Genomic DNA, 15202 nt, shown 5'->3' with positions numbered 1-15202 from the left:
GCAGGGCCGCCCCAGGCTTCAGCCCTCGTGTCAGTTGCCGCAGAGGATGCTGAGGCTGCTGTTCTCGTGGGGGGTGCACCCCAGGAGGCTGAGGTTGCTGCCGCCACCGCCGCCGCCGGTGGGGAGTTCCATGTCCTGCAGGTCGAGAAGCGCCATGGGGATCACGCCCTTTCTTCGAACTTTCGGGATTCAGGGGAACCGCTGGGTCTTGCGAAGAGAACGTCAGTTGCCGCAGAGGATGCTGAGGCTGCTGTTCTCGTGGGGGGTACACCCCAAGAGGCTCAGGTTGCTGCCGCCACCGCCGCCGCCGGTGGGGAGCTCCATGTCCTGAAGGTCCAGAAGCGCCATGTCACGTCACCTCCTTCCCGTGATGGGAGCCGTCCGCCGACCCGGCGGGGGTGCCGGGCGGGGAGAGGAAGGGCAGGGCCACCGGCCGGTCGTGCAGCACGGTGCCCAGCGCGAGGACCACGCCGGCGGTGCCGGTGCCGAGGTCCATCGAGAGCCGCAGTAACTGGTTGCCCGGGAAGGCCAGCCCGCCGCCGTACGGCATCGCGTGCCAGGCGAGCCGCGCCACCTGGGAGGCCACCTCGGGCGAGGAGCGGTCCAGGTCCGGACGCAGGCCGAGCGCCAGCGCGGCGATCATGCCGGCCCGCCCGGCGAACAGGCCAGGCTGGACGTAGTAGTCGAGGGTGGCGACGGGGCCGATGTCCTCCAGGGCCTGGCGGAACGTCTCGTCCTCGCGCCGGTCGAGGTAGCGGCGCAGGACCAGCCCGATGCCGGCCGAGCCCTCGTCCACGTACGGGTTGGTGCGCCAGCCCTGCTGGACCTGGAGCTGACCGTCCTCGCGGCGCGTACACCGGCGCAGGTCCTGCCGCAGGGCCACGCTCGCGAGGTCGAGCAGCGCGTCCTCGCCTGTGGCCTCGTGCGCCTGGAGGAACAGCAGCGCCGGGCCGGAGGAGCCGCGCATCAGCCCGGCGTGGGGGTTGCCGCCGCCGCTGACCTCGGGCACGCTCTCGACGGTGCCGAGCCGGGCGGCGACCAGGTCGACGGTCTTGAAGGCGGCGTCCAGCAGCTCGCGCTCGCCGGTCACCCGCGCGAGGTGCAGCAGGTTCAGCCCGATGCCCGCCAGCCCGGCGTACAGGCTCTGGCCGAGCTGCTCCCACCTCTCCCGCAGGCACAGGGTGACGAGCTCCAGGGCGTCCTCGCGGCGGCCGATCGCGTCGAAGGCGTAGGCCACGCCGTGCAGGCCGTCGTAGAAGCCGAGGCCGGTGCCGGGCTCGGGGGTGAACGCCCGCTCGCGCAGCCACGTCTCGTGCTCGGGGTACCGCCCCGCGCCGGTCGCGGCCAGGGCGTACAGGACGCCCGCCGCGCCGCTGCCCAGGTTGAGCCCGCCGCCCGGCTGGAACTGCGCGGCGTCGCCGGGGAACAGCCGGTCGTCGCGCTCGGGGGTGGCCGAGGCGAGGATGGCGCGGCGGGCGGCGTCCCTGAGGTCGGTCCAGGACGCCCGGCCCGGCAGCGGGAGTTCCTCCATCGCCCGCGAGCCCGGCCGTCCTCCTACGGCGGCCGCCTCTTTCGAGGTCGCCGACGCGCCGGTGTCCCGCCCGTCCGGGCCGAGGATCGTCCGGACGGCCTCGTCGATGTGGCCGGACGGCACCGGGAACGTCTCGCGCACCATCTCGGCGAGGTGGGCCACCTTGGGCCGGTGCAGCGGGATGAGCACCGTGGACATCGGGGCGAACAGGCTCAGGCCCATGCAGGCGAGCGAGTAGCGGTCGGCGGCCACGCCGAGCCGGTCGGGCGGAGGGCAGAAGCCGGGGTGCGCGAGCGTCGGCCGGGCGTTCTCCTCCGCCAGGCTGGCGACCTCGAAGTCGATCAGCACGACGCGGTCGCCCTCGACCAGGACGTTGAAGGGATGCAGGTCGCCGAAGACGACGCCGCGCCCGTGCAGCGAGGTGACCGCACGGTCGACGCGGTCGAGCATGGCGAGCGCCCACTCGGTGTACTCGGCGGCGTCCTCGGGGGTGATGGCCGCGCGGGTCAGGGGATGGCGGTGGATCGACTCCTGGCTGAGCGTGGTGCCGTCCACGAACTCCTGGACGAGGAAGTGGTGCTCGCCGAGGACGAAGTAGTCGTGCAGCGCGGGAACCGCGTCCAGCCCCTCCAGCCGGCGCAGGATCCCGGCCTCGTGCGTGAGGCGGGTCACCGCGTCGCGTCCGGCCGAGTCGAGCCCGGCGTGCGGCCTGGCCTCCTTGAGGACGACCGTCTCGCCCGTGCGGGTGTCCCTGCCCTTGTAGACGCCGCCGCCGTTGGAGAAGTGCAGCACGTCCTCGACGGTGTACGGCAGCCCGGCGAGCGTGACCGCGTTGCGGGCGGCCAGGTGGGGCTCCAGGAAGGCCGGCAGCGTCACCCAGGACGGGGGCGTGAACGACGGGCCGCGCCGGTCGGGCACGAGCTCGCCGTCCGGGTCCTCGATCGCGAGGACGCGGTCGCGGTTGGCGTTCAGGGTGTAGCGCTCGGCGAAGCCGCCATAGCGGACGAACAGCGGGCCCTCGCCGATACGCAGGTCGCTGAGGATGTACGGGCCGCGCACGCCGCGCAGCAGGCCGTCCAGCTCCTTGACCACGAGCTCCAGCTCGGCCTCGTCGGCGGGGTAGATGGTGACCAGCTTGCCGCTGCTGCCCCGGTCGGCGTACTTGGAGTTGAGCATCATCACGACGCGCGGGCCGCGCAGGAACTTGAAGCTGAGCCGGCGGCCGACGCAGTAGTCCCAGACGGCGTCCAGCGTCCGCTCGGCGTCGGCCAGGCGGGCGGAGACGTGGATCTTCCATCCCTGGGTGGGGAGGACGTCCTCCTCGGGCCCGTAGTGGAGCCACGTGTCGGTCACGCGGTGACGCCAGCCGGCGGGCACAGCTCTGTCCGCTATGGGAAAGTCGGGGTACTTCGTCCGCTGGTTGTCAAGGGTGTCGTAAAACAGTGGATCGGCCAGGCAATAGATCTCGTATCTGCTGATCACGTTCCCACACCCCTCTCACCGCTCGATCGCTGGACTGAGAATTACGGATAACCCCAGCCATGGCTAGTGACGCTACCCACAGCGGTCATATGCGGGTGTCACTATTGCATTCGTGATAACTGTCATTGTTGACGGCATTGACCTGTGTGTTTGGGAAGTTGATGGTTCCTGGGGGGACTTCGGGAAAGTTCCGGGGTTGACCTGGTTTAAAACCAAAAAGCGGCCTTGAGCAGCCTGAACGTGAACACGAACATGACTCAGGTTTTCGCGTAAGGCGGCCGGTCCACGGCAATGGGGGCCCGCCTGTGACGCCACGGAGCCGTACGCCGACGGGACGGGGTGCCGCTCGGACTGCGCCGGGACGGGGGTGATCCGTCAGATTCACAGCGGTTAGGAAGGGTTGTGCGGCGAAGGCCGGGGGCGACGCAAAGACTCGTGCATCGCGCTCTTCTGAGGTGGAATGGCCTGGTTTCCAGGGGATTCGTGGAGGACAGGAACCGAGGCGAAAAGGAGGAACCATGACACAGACGGACTTCATCCATGTGCAGAAGTACCTGTCCGGAGTTGACTACCCCGCGAGCAAGCAGGAGCTGGTCGAGCACGCCAAGAAGAAGGGCGCGGACGAGCAGGCCATGAAGGCCCTGGAGCGGCTGCCCGACCGCGAGTACGACGGCCCCAACGGCGTCAGCAAGGAACTCGCCAGGTAGCGACCCGCCCGGAGCCCCCGCTCACGGGCGTGAGGGCCGCGGCGGCGGGGCTCAGACGCTCTGGTAGAGCAGCTCCGGGCGTCCGAGCCCGCCGTACCGGGGGACCCGGCGCACGCTGCCCGTGCCGGCGAGGTGTTCGAGATAGCGCCGGGCCGTCACCCGCGAGACGCCGATCGCCGAGCCCACGGCCTGCGCCGACAGCCCGCCCGGCGCCCTGCGCAGCTCGCCGGCCACGGCCTCCAGCGTCGCCTGCGTCATCCCCTTCGGCAGCGGGACGCGGGCCGTCCCCCGCAGCGCCGACAGCGCGCGGTCCACCTCGCCCTGCCCGCTCACCTCGCCCGGCCCGCCCACGGAGGAGCGGAACTCGGCGTACCGCTCCAGCTTCTCGCTCAGCGCGGCGAAGGTGAACGGCTTGAGCAGGTACTGGACGACGCCCACCGACACCGCCGAGCGCACCACCGCGAGGTCGCGCGCGGAGGTCACCGCGATGACGTCCGACAGCACACCCGCCGCGCGCAGCGCCCGGCACACGTCCAGCCCGTGCATGTCCGGCAGGTACAGGTCGAGCAGCACCAGGTCCGCCGGCCGCCGCCGCAGGAACCGCAGGGCCTCGCCGCCCGTGCGCGCCACCCCGACCACCTGGAACCCCGGGACGCGGCCGACGTAGAGGCGGTTGGCCTCGGCGGTCAGCTCCTCGTCCTCGACGATCAGCACCGAGATCACGGCTGTTCCTCCTTCCCGGCCACCGGGCCGGGCCCCGGCAGCGGTAGCCGTACGACGAAGACCGCGCCCCGCCCGCCGTGCTCGACCTCGATCGTCCCGCCGAGGCGGCGCACCGCCTGGCCCACCATGGCCAGCCCGAGCCCCCGCCCGTCGCCCTTGGTGGTCCACCCGCGCCGGAAGGCGTCCTTGGCCTCGCCCGCCCCGAGCCCGGGGCCGCTGTCGGAGACGCGGACCAGGAAACCGCCGTCCCCCGCGCGCAGGTGGACGGCGGCACGGGCGGGCGGCGGGCCGGTCATGGCCGCCTCCACCGCGTTGTCGATGAGGTTGCCCACGATGGTCACCAGGTCGCGCCCGTCCAGCGCGACATCGTCCAGCTCGCTCTCGGGGCTGATCGACAGCTCGACGCCCCGCTCGGCGGCCTCGGCGGTCTTGCCGAGCAGCAGGGCGGCGAGCACCGGCTCCCGCACGGCGCCCACCACGCGGTCGGTGAGCTGCTGGGCGGCCTTCAGCTCTGCCGTGGCGAACTCCACGGCCTGGTCGGCGCGGCCGAGCTCGACCAGCGTGACGACGGTGTGCAGCCGGTTGGCGGCCTCGTGCGCGGCCGAGCGCAGCGACTCGGCGAACCCGCGTTCCGCGTCCAGCTCGCCGGTCAGCGCCTGCAGCTCGGTGTGGTCGCGCAGCGTCACCACCATGCCGAGCGACCGGGCGCCCGAGCGGACGACGGCGGCGTTCACCACCAGCACGCGATCGCCGGTCAGGTGGATCTCGTCCTCGCGGTCGTCGCCCGAGGTCAGCGACTCGGCCAGCGAGGGCGGCAACCCGAGGTCGGCGACGTGCCGCCCGTCGGCGTCCGGAGGCAGGCCGAGCAGTTCCCGCGCGCCGTCGTTGGCCAGGGTCAGCCGGTGGCCGCCGTCCACCAGCAGCAGGCCCTCGCGCACCGCGTGCAGGATCGCGTTGTGGTACTCGTACATGCGGCTGAGCTCGGCCGAGCGCAGCCCGTGGGTCTGGCGGCGCAGGCGCGCGCCCACCAGGAACGTGCCCGCCGTGCCCGCCGACAGGCCGATCGCCCCCGTCAGCGCGGCCGTCGCGATCTGCTCGCGAAGCTGGGCGCTGATCTTCTCCACCGTGATCCCCGCGCTGACCAGCCCGCGCACGCGCCCGCCCGCGTCCCTCACGGGCGTGACGGCGCGCACGGAGGGGCCGAGCGTGCCGGTGTAGGTCTCGGTGAACGTGCGGCCGGCCAGGGCCGGGGCGGTGTTGCCGAGGAACCGCCCGCCGATCTGCGCCGGGTTCGGGTGGGTGTACCGGCGGCCCTCACGGCTCATGATCGTGATGAAGTCCAGCCCGGCCTCCCTGCGCACCTTCTCGGCGTACGGCTGGAGCGCCGCCGAGGGGTCGGGGTCGGCGAGGGCGGCCAGCACGGCGGGGGAGTCGGCCACGCTGACGGCCACCGCCTTGGCCGTCCCGCTCGCCTCGTCGAGCAGCAGCTGGCGGATGTGCAGGAACGTGAGCAGCGTGCCGACCGCCACGGTGATGCCGACGACGGCGATCTGCAGGGTGAGCATCTGCCCGGCCAGGCTCCAGCGCCGCAGGCGGGCGAGGAGTGGCGTCACGGCGTCCACGCGGCGGCTCCTTTCTCACTGCTCCCGGTGTGCGTTCGTGCGAAGTGCGGCGAACGAAATGTACGTAATAGTGACGCAGATCACTGGCGGGGGGGATAGTCACTCGACCGAAAGCTACACATCCCCCAGCACCTGCGGAAACAGGGAGGGTCGTGTGACCACGACATTCACCCCGGACACCCCCGGCGCCCCGGCGTCCCCGCCGCCCCGTGACCGCACCCGGTACCTGTACCTGGCAGTGATCATCGCGGTGGTGGCGGGCATCCTCGTCGGGCTGGTGGCCCCGGACACCGGCGTCGCCCTCAAGCCCCTCGGAACGGCCTTCGTGGCGCTGATCAAGATGATGATCAGCCCCATCATCTTCTGCACCATCGTGCTCGGCGTCGGGTCGGTCGCCCAGGCCGCCAAGGTCGGCAAGGTGGGCGGCCTGGCCATCGGCTACTTCCTCGTCATGTCCACGGTGGCGCTGGTGATCGGCCTGGTGGTCGGCAACCTCATGCATCCCGGCGAGGGGCTCCAGCTCACCGACGAGCTGCGCAAGGCCGCCGAGGACCAGGCCGCCAAGGGCGGCGAGAGCGACACGACGTCGTTCCTGCTCGGCATCATCCCCGCCACGCTCGTCTCGGCGTTCACCTCGGGCCAGGTGCTGCAGACCCTGCTCGTGGCGCTGCTCACCGGCTTCGCGCTCCAGGCGATGGGCCGGCGCGGGGAGCCGATCCTCGCCGGGCTCGCCCACATCCAGCGGCTCGTCTTCCGCATCCTCGCGATGATCATGTGGGTGGCGCCGGTGGGCGCGTTCGGCGCGATGGCCGCCGTCACCGGCGCGGGCGGGTTCGACGCGCTGCGCAGCCTCGCCGTCCTCATGATCGGCTTCTACATCACCTGCCTGCTGTTCGTCGGCGTGGTCCTCGGGACGATCCTGTGGGTGTTCGCCCGGATCAACCTGTGGTCCCTGCTGCGCTACCTCGGCCGCGAGTTCCTGCTGATCCTGTCGACGTCCTCCTCGGAGTCCGCGCTGCCGCGCCTGATCGCGAAGATGGAGCACCTCGGGGTGAGCCGCGCGGTCGTCGGCATCACGGTGCCGACCGGCTACTCGTTCAACCTGGACGGCACCGCCATCTACCTCACGATGGCGACGCTGTTCGTGGCCAGCGCGACCGGCGCCCCGCTGTCGATCGGCGAGCAGGTGGCGCTGCTCCTGTTCATGATCATCGCCTCGAAGGGCGCGGCCGGCGTCACCGGCGCGGGGCTCGCCACGCTCGCCGGCGGCCTCCAGTCGCACCGGCCCGGGCTGGTCGACGGCGTCGGCCTCATCGTGGGCATCGACCGGTTCATGTCCGAGGCCCGCGCGCTGACCAACTTCGCCGGCAACGCGGTGGCCACCGTCCTCATCGGCAACTGGGTGCGCGACTTCGACCGCGACCGCGCGGAAGAGGTGCTGTCCGGCCGTCTCCCGTTCGACGAGTCCACCCTGCTCGACGACGACCGGGACGACACCCCGCCGCCCCCGCCCGCCGAGCGCCTGGAACCGGCGATGTCACCCCGCTGACCCGGAAAGGGGGCCCTTCTACGGCGCGGCGCCGCCGCGACGACCGCGGCCCCGGCTGACGGCTAGCGCGGCAGGCCCGCGCGGTAGACCTCCCGCGCCAGCGCGGTCAGCCGGGCCGCCGAGGACCTGTAGGACGCCCCCGCCGGCTGGAGCGTGAGCACGGCCATGACCAGGCGGTCGCCCTTGCCGACGAGGCCCGTCGTGTGCAGCACCGGGCGGACGAGGTTCACCGGCGGACGCGCGGGCGAAGCGGTGGACGCGGCGGGCGTCGTGTACGCGGGGTTCGTCGTCCCCGAGCCGTTCGCGGGGGCCTGGACGCTCGCCCGCGTGCCCGAGCACGGCACCGCCGGGTGCGCGCCGTACCCCGACCAGCCCTGCTTGACCGCCCAGGGACGCGGGACGGCGCTTGGAATGCCGAAATACTGGTCGAAGTCATCCGCCGCGCACCGCGAGGCGTTTCGCAGGTGCCCCAGGATCACGTCCCGCACCCGCGGGTTCGCCCGCTCCAGCAGGTAGCGGTACGTCGTCACGACGTCCGCCGCGCTCAGGGCCGTGTACCCCCAGAAGCCGGGCTTGGACGCGGGCGGCGGCCCCGTGTCCACGAGCTTGAGGCGGCGCACCATGCGGCCGATGATCGCGGCCCGGCCGCCCCGGTCCCAGAAGGCCGACGCCGCGTCGTCGTCGCTGGCGCGCAGCATGCGCCGCAGCAGGTCGGCGTCGCCGCGCGGCACCGCGGTGCCGGGCCCGCGCGACTCCAGGTAGTCCAGCGCGATGAGGATCTTCACGACGGACGCCGAGCGGAACCGGACGTGCGGCTTGTACGACAGCGTGGTCCTGCCCGTGACCCGGTCGAACACCACGTAGCTCGCCGCAGTCCCCGCCGGGACCCTTGGCGCAGTCCCCGCCGGGACCCTTGGCGCGGTCCCCGCCGGGACCTTCGGCGCGCGCGGCGCGACCGAGGTGCCCGCGGCGGCTGCGGGCACGAATGCCGTGGTGACCACTGTGGCGAGCAGAGCGGTGGTGAGGAGCACGGCCCGCGTGGACGCGAAGGGGGACGTGAAGGTCGGCACCCGTCATCCCTACCAGATCGGTACACCGCCGATGCCCGCAATACGGGAAACGGATGGTAGTTCTGCCGTGTACGTGGCAGTAATCGGCTAGGCCTGTTCGGCGCGGAGCCCGATTGGTGGGGAGCGGCATGAACGCACTGGGAATCGACATCGGCGGCTCGGGGATCAAGGGCGCCCCCGTGGACACCGCCACGGGGACACTGCTCGCGGAGCGCCATCGAATACCGACACCCAGCCCCTCGGCCCCCGGCGCGGTGGCCGAGGTCGTCCGGGACATCATCCGCCACTTCGACTGGACCGGCCCGGTCGGGGTGACCTTCCCCGGCGTCGTGGTCGGCGGCGTCACCATGACCGCCGCCAACGTCGACCACGCATGGATCGGCCTCGACGCGCGCGCCCTGTTCACCGAGGCGGGCGGCCTCGGCGTGATCGTCCTCAACGACGCCGACGCGGCGGGCGTCGCGGAGGCCGCCTTCGGCGCGGGCCGCGACCAGGACGGCCTGGTCGTGATGCTCACCTTCGGCACCGGCATCGGCAGCGCACTGATCATGGACGGCCGTCTCATCCCCAACACCGAGTTCGGGCACCTGGAGCTCGACGGGCACGAGGCCGAGCACCGCGCGTCCGACCACGCCCGCGAGGCGCACGACCTGACCTGGGAGAAGTGGGCCCACCGCGTCCAGAGGTACCTGGAGCACATCCAGATGCTCATGTCGCCGGCGATGATCGTCATAGGCGGGGGAGTCAGCAGGAAGGCCGACAAGTTCCTGCCCCACATCGACCTGCCCGGGACCACCGTGGTCCCCGCCACCCTGCAGAACAACGCCGGGATCATCGGGGCCGCGCTCGCCGCCGCCTCGGCCGCCGCGCCCAGCGGCCATCGCTGAGAGAGGCCGTGCGGGTGCGCTCCGGACGAACCCCGGCCGGGCTCCGGGGCGGCCCGTTGTTCCTCCGTGGCCGCAGGAGGCCACGGAGGCCCGCGCATTCAGTGCCGACTTCTGTGTTTGCCCGTGATCCTGAGGGCACCTTTAACGGGGTGGGTGGGAAGGAGGACACGTGAAGGTGACCATCGCATTGCGCTTGCCGCGGGACGCGGCGAGCGTGTCAGTCACCCGGCAGATTCTCGGCGCCGAGCTGGAGGTTCTCGGCGTGGAGCGTGACATCACCGAGGACGTCCAGCTCATGCTGACGGAGGCGTGCTCCAACGTCATCCGGCACGCCACGGAGGGGGACGAGTACACGGTCAGCGTGGAACTGGTGGACGACAGGTGCCTGATCACCGTGGTCGACACCGGAAGGGGGTTCGACCCGGACAAGATCCGCCCTGGGCTGCCGCTCGCCGAGCACGGCCGGGGGCTCCAGATCATGCGCGCGCTGGCGGACGACGTGCGGTTCATGAACCGTCCCCGTCAGGGCGCGATCGTCTGCCTTGAGAAGACCCTGAAGTTCGCCGCCGACTCTCCCGGCCATCTGCTGAGCGCCCACTGAGGTCCCCTACGGGCATATGTCACCCCGAGAGCGCTCAGCACGGACCACGGAGACGACGGCGGCAGGCCGCAGGACCCCGGGGCCACCGCTAAACCGTTGGCGAAGACCCCGGGCGGGTTGCTTATCCTTTCCGGTGGCGGCCGTCTGACGAGACGGCCGGGAAAGCGACCATGGGATCTTCTTCGGTGACATCGCCCCTGACCGGCCTGCGCGACCGCCTGCCCGCGCTGATGCTGCGCGATGAGATCAGGCTGCGCCGCCGCATCGACGGCGCGCGCAAGGTGCGCGACCACAAGGCGCTACGGGCCATCGCCGACCAGGTGGCCGGCCAGATCGAGGCCGCCGAGGCCCGGGTGGAGGCGCGGCGGGCCCTCGTTCCCCGCCTCACCTATCCCGAGAACCTGCCGGTCAGCGCCCGCAGGAACGACATCCTCGAAGCGGTGCGCGACCACCAGGTGGTCATCGTCGCCGGCGAGACCGGGTCGGGCAAGACCACGCAGATCCCCAAGATCTGCCTGGAGCTGGGCCGGGGCGTCAAGGGCCAGATCGGCCACACCCAGCCGCGCAGGATCGCCGCCCGCACGGTTGCCGAGCGCATCGCCGAGGAGCTCGGCATCCCGCTCGGCGGCGCCGTCGGCTACAAGGTGCGCTTCACCGACCACTCCGGCGACGACACGCTCGTCAAGCTGATGACCGACGGCATCCTGCTGGCCGAGATGCAGCGCGACCGCCTGCTGTCCCGCTACGACACCCTGATCATCGACGAGGCCCACGAGCGCAGCCTCAACATCGACTTCATCCTCGGCTACCTCAAGCAGCTCCTGCCCCGGCGTCCCGACCTCAAGGTGATCATCACCTCGGCCACCATCGACCCCGAGCGCTTCTCCCGCCACTTCGGCGACGCCCCGATCGTCGAGGTCTCCGGCCGCACGTACCCCGTCGAGGTCCGCTACCGGCCGATCACCGACGAGCAGGAGGACCAGGCCCAGGCGATCGTCGACGCCGTGGACGAGCTGTGCGCCGAGGGGCCCGGAGACATCCTGGTCTTCCTCAGCGGCGAGCGCGAGATCCGCGACACCGCCGAGGCCCTGAAGGGCCGCCAGGAGGAGGTCCTGCCGCTGTACGCGCGGCTGTCGGCGGGCGAGCAGCACCGCGTCTTCCAGGCCCACCGCGGCCGCAGGATCGTCCTGTCCACCAACGTCGCCGAGACCTCGCTGACCGTCCCGGGCATCAAGTACGTCATCGACCCCGGCTTCGCCCGCATCTCCCGCTACAGCCACCGGCTCAAGGTCCAGCGCCTGCCCATCGAGCCCGTGTCGCAGGCGTCGGCCAACCAGCGCAAGGGCCGCTGCGGCCGCACATCCGACGGCGTGTGCATCCGCCTCTACGCCGAGGAGGACTTCGCCGGGCGGCCGGAGTTCACCGACCCCGAGATCCTGCGCACCAACCTCGCCTCGGTCATCCTCCAGATGACCACGCTCGGCCTCGGCGACATCTCGGCCTTCCCGTTCGTCGAGCCGCCCGACCAGCGGCAGGTGAAGGACGGCGTCAACCTGCTGCACGAGCTCGGCGCCTTCGACGACGACCGGCGGCTCACGCCCATCGGCGGCAAGCTCGCCCAGCTCCCCGTCGACCCGCGGCTGGCCCGCATGGTGCTGGCCGCCGACGCCAACGGCTGCGCCGACGAGGTGATGGTCATCGCCGCCGCGATGTCCATCCAGGACCCGCGCGAGCGGCCCGCCGACAAGCAGGCCCAGGCCGACCAGAAGCACGCGCGCTTCGCCGACAAGGAATCCGACTTCCTCACCTACCTGAAGATGTGGGACTACCTGCGCGAGCAGCAGAAGGAGCTGTCCTCCGGCCAGTTCCGGCGCATGTGCAAGGCCGACTACCTCAACTACCTGCGCGTCCGCGAGTGGCAGGACATCTACAGTCAGCTCCGGCAGGTCGCCACGGGCATGGGCATCACGCTCAACTCCACGCGCGCCGAGGCGTATCCGATCCACGTCTCGCTGCTCGCGGGCATGCTGTCGCACATCGGCGTGATGGACGTCGAGAAGAACGAGGAGGGCTCGCGCCGCCGCGCCATGCGGGAGTACATCGGGGCCCGCAACGCCCGGTTCGCCATCTTCCCCGGCTCCGGGCTGTTCAGGAAGCAGCCCCGCTGGGTCATGGCCGGCGAGCTCGTCGAGACCTCACGCCTGTGGGCGCGCGTCGTCGCCAAGATCGAGCCGCAGTGGATCGAACCGCTCGCGGGGCACCTCGTCAAGCGCACCTACAGCGAGCCGCACTGGGAGAAGAACCAGGGCGCCGTCATGGCGTACGAGAAGGTCACGCTGTACGGGGTGCCGATCGTCGTGGACCGCAAGGTCACCTACGGGCGCATCGACCCGGAGCTGTCCCGCGACCTGTTCATCCGCCACGCCCTGGTGGAGGGCGACTGGGAGACCAACCACCGCTTCCTGAAGGAGAACCGGCGGCTGCTGTCCGAGGTGGAGGAGCTGGAGACCCGCGCCCGCCGGCGCGACATCCTGGTCGACGACGAGACGCTGTTCGACTTCTACGACAAGCGCGTCCCCGACGACGTCGTCTCCGGCGCCCACTTCGACACCTGGTGGAAGCGCAAGCGGCAGGACGACCCCGCGCTGCTCACGTTCACCGCCGACATGCTCATCAACGCGGGCACCGACGCCGGCGACCTGCAACAGGCGTACCCGGACGCCTGGCGGCACCTCGGCCAGCGCATGCGCCTCACCTACCAGTTCGAGCCGGGCGCGGACGCCGACGGCGTGACCGTCCACATCCCGCTGCAGGTGCTCAACCAGTTCGAGGGCGACGGCTTCGACTGGCAGGTCCCCGGCCTGCGCGAGGAGCTCGTCACCGAGATGATCCGCTCGCTGCCCAAGCCGCTGCGCCGCAACTTCGTCCCGGCCCCCAACTACGCCCGGTCCGTCCTGGAGCACGTCACGCCCGGCAAGGAGCCGGTCGCCGAGGCCGTGTCCCGCGAGCTGTCCCGGCTCACCGGCGTCCGCGTCCCGCCCGAGTCCTTCGACCCGGCGCGCCTGCCCGACCACCTGCGCGTCACCTACCGCGTCGTGGACGAGCGCAGGCGCACGGTCGGCGAGGACAAGGACCTGGAGGCGCTGAAACGCCGCCTCGCCCCCAAGGTGCGCGCCACGCTCTCGCGCGCCGGCGAGGAGCTGGAACGCTCGGGCCTGCGCGCGTGGAATTTCGGCGACCTGCCCAAGCTGTTCGAGCAAGGCCGCGTCAAGGCGTACCCCGCGCTGGTGGACGAGGGGGCCTCGGTCGCGATCCGCGTCTTCGAGACCGAGTCCGAGCAGCGCGCCGCCATGTGGAAGGGCATGCGCCGGCTCGTCCTGCTCAACGTGACCTCGCCCGCCAAGGCGATCCTGCGCGGGCTCACCACCCAGCAGAAGCTCGCCCTCAGTCACAGCCCCCACCGCGACGCCGCCGACCTCTTCGAGGACTGCGTGACGGCCGCGGCGGACAAGCTCATCGCCGACGCGGGCGGCCCCGCCTGGACGCCCGCCGACTTCCGCCGCGTGCACGACCACGTACGGGCGGAGCTGTACGACACGAGCGCCGAGGCCGTGTCCCGCGTCGAGCGGATCCTGGTGGTCTGGCAGGGCGTACGCGCGACCCTGGCCACGATGAAGAGCCCCGCCGACGCGCTGGAAGAGATCGACGAACATCTGTCCACGCTCGTCTTCCCCGGCTTCGTCACCGAGACCGGGTACCGCCGCCTGCCCGACCTCCAGCGCTACCTGCGAGCCGTCGAGCGCCGCCTGGAGAAGCTCCCCGACGACCCCTACCGCGACCACGAGCGCATGCTCAAGCTCGACGAGATCCGCCTGGAGTACGAGAACCTCCTCGCCACCCTCCCCGAGCCCCGCCACTCCGAGGACGCGGTGCTGGAGATCCGCTGGATGCTGGAGGAACTACGCGTCAGCTACTTCGCCCAGACCCTCGGCACCCCGTACCCCGTGAGCGACAAACGCATCCGCAAGGCCATGGAACGCCTCACCCCCTGACCGCGCCCGGCCGCGCCCCTGCGGTCACGTATGGAAGCCTGACATCGAGGTTTCGAGGGGCCCATGGGCGAGGGAGGGATGCGCGTTGAGGATCTTGGCGTGAAGTTCCCGCACGTGGAGTCCGGGTTTGACCCCGGTCTGGCCGACGAGAGTGTGGCTCAGCCGGTGATAGGTGTCCAGGGCCTCAGATTGGCGTCCGGAACGGTAAAGCGCCAACATCAGCTGGGCATGGCCGCGCTCTCGTAGGGGATGCCTGGCGGTGTGGGACAGCAGATCACCGATGGTGTCGTTATGGCGGCCGAGCGCCAGCTTGACGTCAACGAGATCCTCCGACACGCTCAGGCGCTCGTCCTCGAGGCGATGAGCCCAGTTCGCCAGTTCTCCTCTGAGGTCGAGTCCATGGAGTGCCTCCCCCTGCCACATGCTCAGCGCCCGCTCGAACAGCCGGCTCGCGCCGACCAGATCGTGATCACGGACGGCTTGCCTCCCACCTGCGGCTAGACGGCCGAAGATCGTGGCATCCAGACTGTCCGGCTCCATGACGAGAAGATAGCCGTTTCCGGCGGTGCGGACAGGGAGGCTGCCCGGCGTCAGCGCGGCTCGGAGCAGCGCCACGTAGGTCTTGAGATTGCTCCTTGCGGACTTCGGGGGTTTGCCGTGCCAGAGCCAGTCGATCAGACGATCGGCGGGGATCGGCAGGTTGGCCTTGAGCAACAGCAGCGCGAGCAGAACCTGAGGCAGCCCTTGTGCGATCTGCAGTATCTCGGCCTCGTCGTCTCGCACCAGGATCGGTCCAAGCACCTCAAACTGCATGGCTCTCCTGAGGGAAAGGGTCCACGTCAAGGTTCGTTGATCTCTCGCGTAAACCTTAAGGGATGCTGTGAATCCCAGTAAATAGGGATGATTCCGGCAGTGCGGCCCCGAAGGGGCGTCGCTGATGTGCCTTCAATGTGCCTTCGATGTGCCTGTGATCATTAC

Annotated in this window: 12 protein-coding genes; 5 read left to right on the top strand and 7 right to left on the bottom strand. The window is 71.0% G+C overall.

The genetic code is table 11. The features are described 5' to 3' along the window. Window positions 1–30 precede the first annotated feature (30 nt). From DQ384_RS31190 to lanKC, 3 genes are all read right to left on the bottom strand, one after another. Window positions 31–156 carry a SapB/AmfS family lanthipeptide gene (locus DQ384_RS31190; protein ID WP_114032464.1) on the bottom strand — a complete coding sequence of 42 codons (126 nt, stop codon included), beginning with the start codon at window positions 154–156 and terminating at the stop codon, window positions 31–33. 66 nt (window positions 157–222) lie between these two features. Continuing rightward, the gene (locus tag DQ384_RS31185) at window positions 223–348 is read right to left on the bottom strand and encodes a SapB/AmfS family lanthipeptide (protein WP_114032464.1); all 126 of its coding nucleotides are present in this window, start codon (window positions 346–348) and stop codon (window positions 223–225) included. Window position 349: 1 nt separating this feature from the next. After that, window positions 350–3013: a class III lanthionine synthetase LanKC gene (gene lanKC, locus DQ384_RS31180; RefSeq protein ID WP_220183242.1), complete on the bottom strand. Its 2664-nt coding sequence runs from the start codon at window positions 3011–3013 to the stop codon at window positions 350–352. A gap of 518 nt (window positions 3014–3531) precedes the next feature. On the opposite strand from lanKC, the gene DQ384_RS31175 reads away from it, so the two are divergent. Next, a complete protein-coding gene (locus DQ384_RS31175; RefSeq protein WP_114032463.1) occupies window positions 3532–3720 on the top strand; it encodes a DUF2795 domain-containing protein in 189 nt (62 codons plus the stop codon). 51 nt (window positions 3721–3771) lie between these two features. Here the strand turns inward: DQ384_RS31175 and DQ384_RS31170 are convergent, their stop codons facing one another. Beyond that, the gene (locus DQ384_RS31170) at window positions 3772–4443 is read right to left on the bottom strand and encodes a response regulator (RefSeq protein WP_114032462.1); all 672 of its coding nucleotides are present in this window, start codon (window positions 4441–4443) and stop codon (window positions 3772–3774) included. Further along, the gene (locus DQ384_RS31165; protein WP_245966909.1) at window positions 4440–6065 is read right to left on the bottom strand and encodes an ATP-binding protein; all 1626 of its coding nucleotides are present in this window, start codon (window positions 6063–6065) and stop codon (window positions 4440–4442) included. The genes DQ384_RS31170 and DQ384_RS31165 overlap by 4 nt, the downstream gene beginning before the upstream one ends. A gap of 154 nt (window positions 6066–6219) precedes the next feature. Between DQ384_RS31165 and DQ384_RS31160 the strand changes: the two genes are divergently transcribed. Beyond that, entirely contained in the window at window positions 6220–7614 is a 1395-nt protein-coding gene (locus DQ384_RS31160; protein ID WP_245966908.1) for a cation:dicarboxylate symporter family transporter, read from the top strand. 62 nt (window positions 7615–7676) lie between these two features. Here DQ384_RS31160 and DQ384_RS31155 read toward each other — a convergent pair whose 3' ends face one another. Beyond that, window positions 7677–8684: a serine hydrolase gene (locus DQ384_RS31155; RefSeq protein WP_114032460.1), complete on the bottom strand. Its 1008-nt coding sequence runs from the start codon at window positions 8682–8684 to the stop codon at window positions 7677–7679. Window positions 8685–8812: 128 nt separating this feature from the next. On the opposite strand from DQ384_RS31155, the gene ppgK reads away from it, so the two are divergent. The 3 genes from ppgK (at window position 8813) to hrpA (ending at window position 14224) form a co-directional block, all read left to right on the top strand. Then, window positions 8813–9571: a polyphosphate--glucose phosphotransferase gene (ppgK, locus tag DQ384_RS31150; protein WP_114032459.1), complete on the top strand. Its 759-nt coding sequence runs from the start codon at window positions 8813–8815 to the stop codon at window positions 9569–9571. A 169-nt stretch (window positions 9572–9740) separates the two neighbouring features. Beyond that, complete coding sequence (locus DQ384_RS31145; RefSeq protein ID WP_114032458.1) at window positions 9741–10172, top strand: ATP-binding protein; 432 nt, start codon at window positions 9741–9743, stop codon at window positions 10170–10172. Between the two features lie 170 nt (window positions 10173–10342). After that, entirely contained in the window at window positions 10343–14224 is a 3882-nt protein-coding gene (hrpA, locus tag DQ384_RS31140; protein ID WP_114032457.1) for an ATP-dependent RNA helicase HrpA, read from the top strand. A gap of 24 nt (window positions 14225–14248) precedes the next feature. On the opposite strand, the gene DQ384_RS31135 is transcribed toward hrpA, so the two are convergent. Then, a complete protein-coding gene (locus DQ384_RS31135; RefSeq protein ID WP_114032456.1) occupies window positions 14249–15037 on the bottom strand; it encodes an AfsR/SARP family transcriptional regulator in 789 nt (262 codons plus the stop codon). Between the last annotated feature and the right edge of the window lie 165 nt (window positions 15038–15202).

The sequence above is a fragment of the Sphaerisporangium album genome (assembly GCF_003323745.1).
In the GTDB taxonomy this organism is placed as follows: Bacteria; Actinomycetota; Actinomycetes; order Streptosporangiales; family Streptosporangiaceae; genus Sphaerisporangium; species Sphaerisporangium album.
This window is presented reverse-complemented; position numbering and strand designations above follow the sequence as displayed.

Excerpts from the sequence above, each read along its gene's own strand:
- DQ384_RS31190 (WP_114032464.1), bottom strand. The coding sequence starts at position 156 with ATGGCGCTTCTCGACCTGCAGGACATGGAACTCCCCACCGGCGGCGGC.
- DQ384_RS31185 (WP_114032464.1), bottom strand. The coding sequence starts at position 348 with ATGGCGCTTCTGGACCTTCAGGACATGGAGCTCCCCACCGGCGGCGGC.
- DQ384_RS31175 (WP_114032463.1), top strand. The coding sequence starts at position 3,532 with ATGACACAGACGGACTTCATCCATGTGCAGAAGTACCTGTCCGGAGTT.
- ppgK (WP_114032459.1), top strand. The coding sequence starts at position 8,813 with ATGAACGCACTGGGAATCGACATCGGCGGCTCGGGGATCAAGGGCGCC.
- hrpA (WP_114032457.1), top strand. The coding sequence starts at position 10,343 with ATGGGATCTTCTTCGGTGACATCGCCCCTGACCGGCCTGCGCGACCGC.
- DQ384_RS31135 (WP_114032456.1), bottom strand. The coding sequence starts at position 15,037 with ATGCAGTTTGAGGTGCTTGGACCGATCCTGGTGCGAGACGACGAGGCC.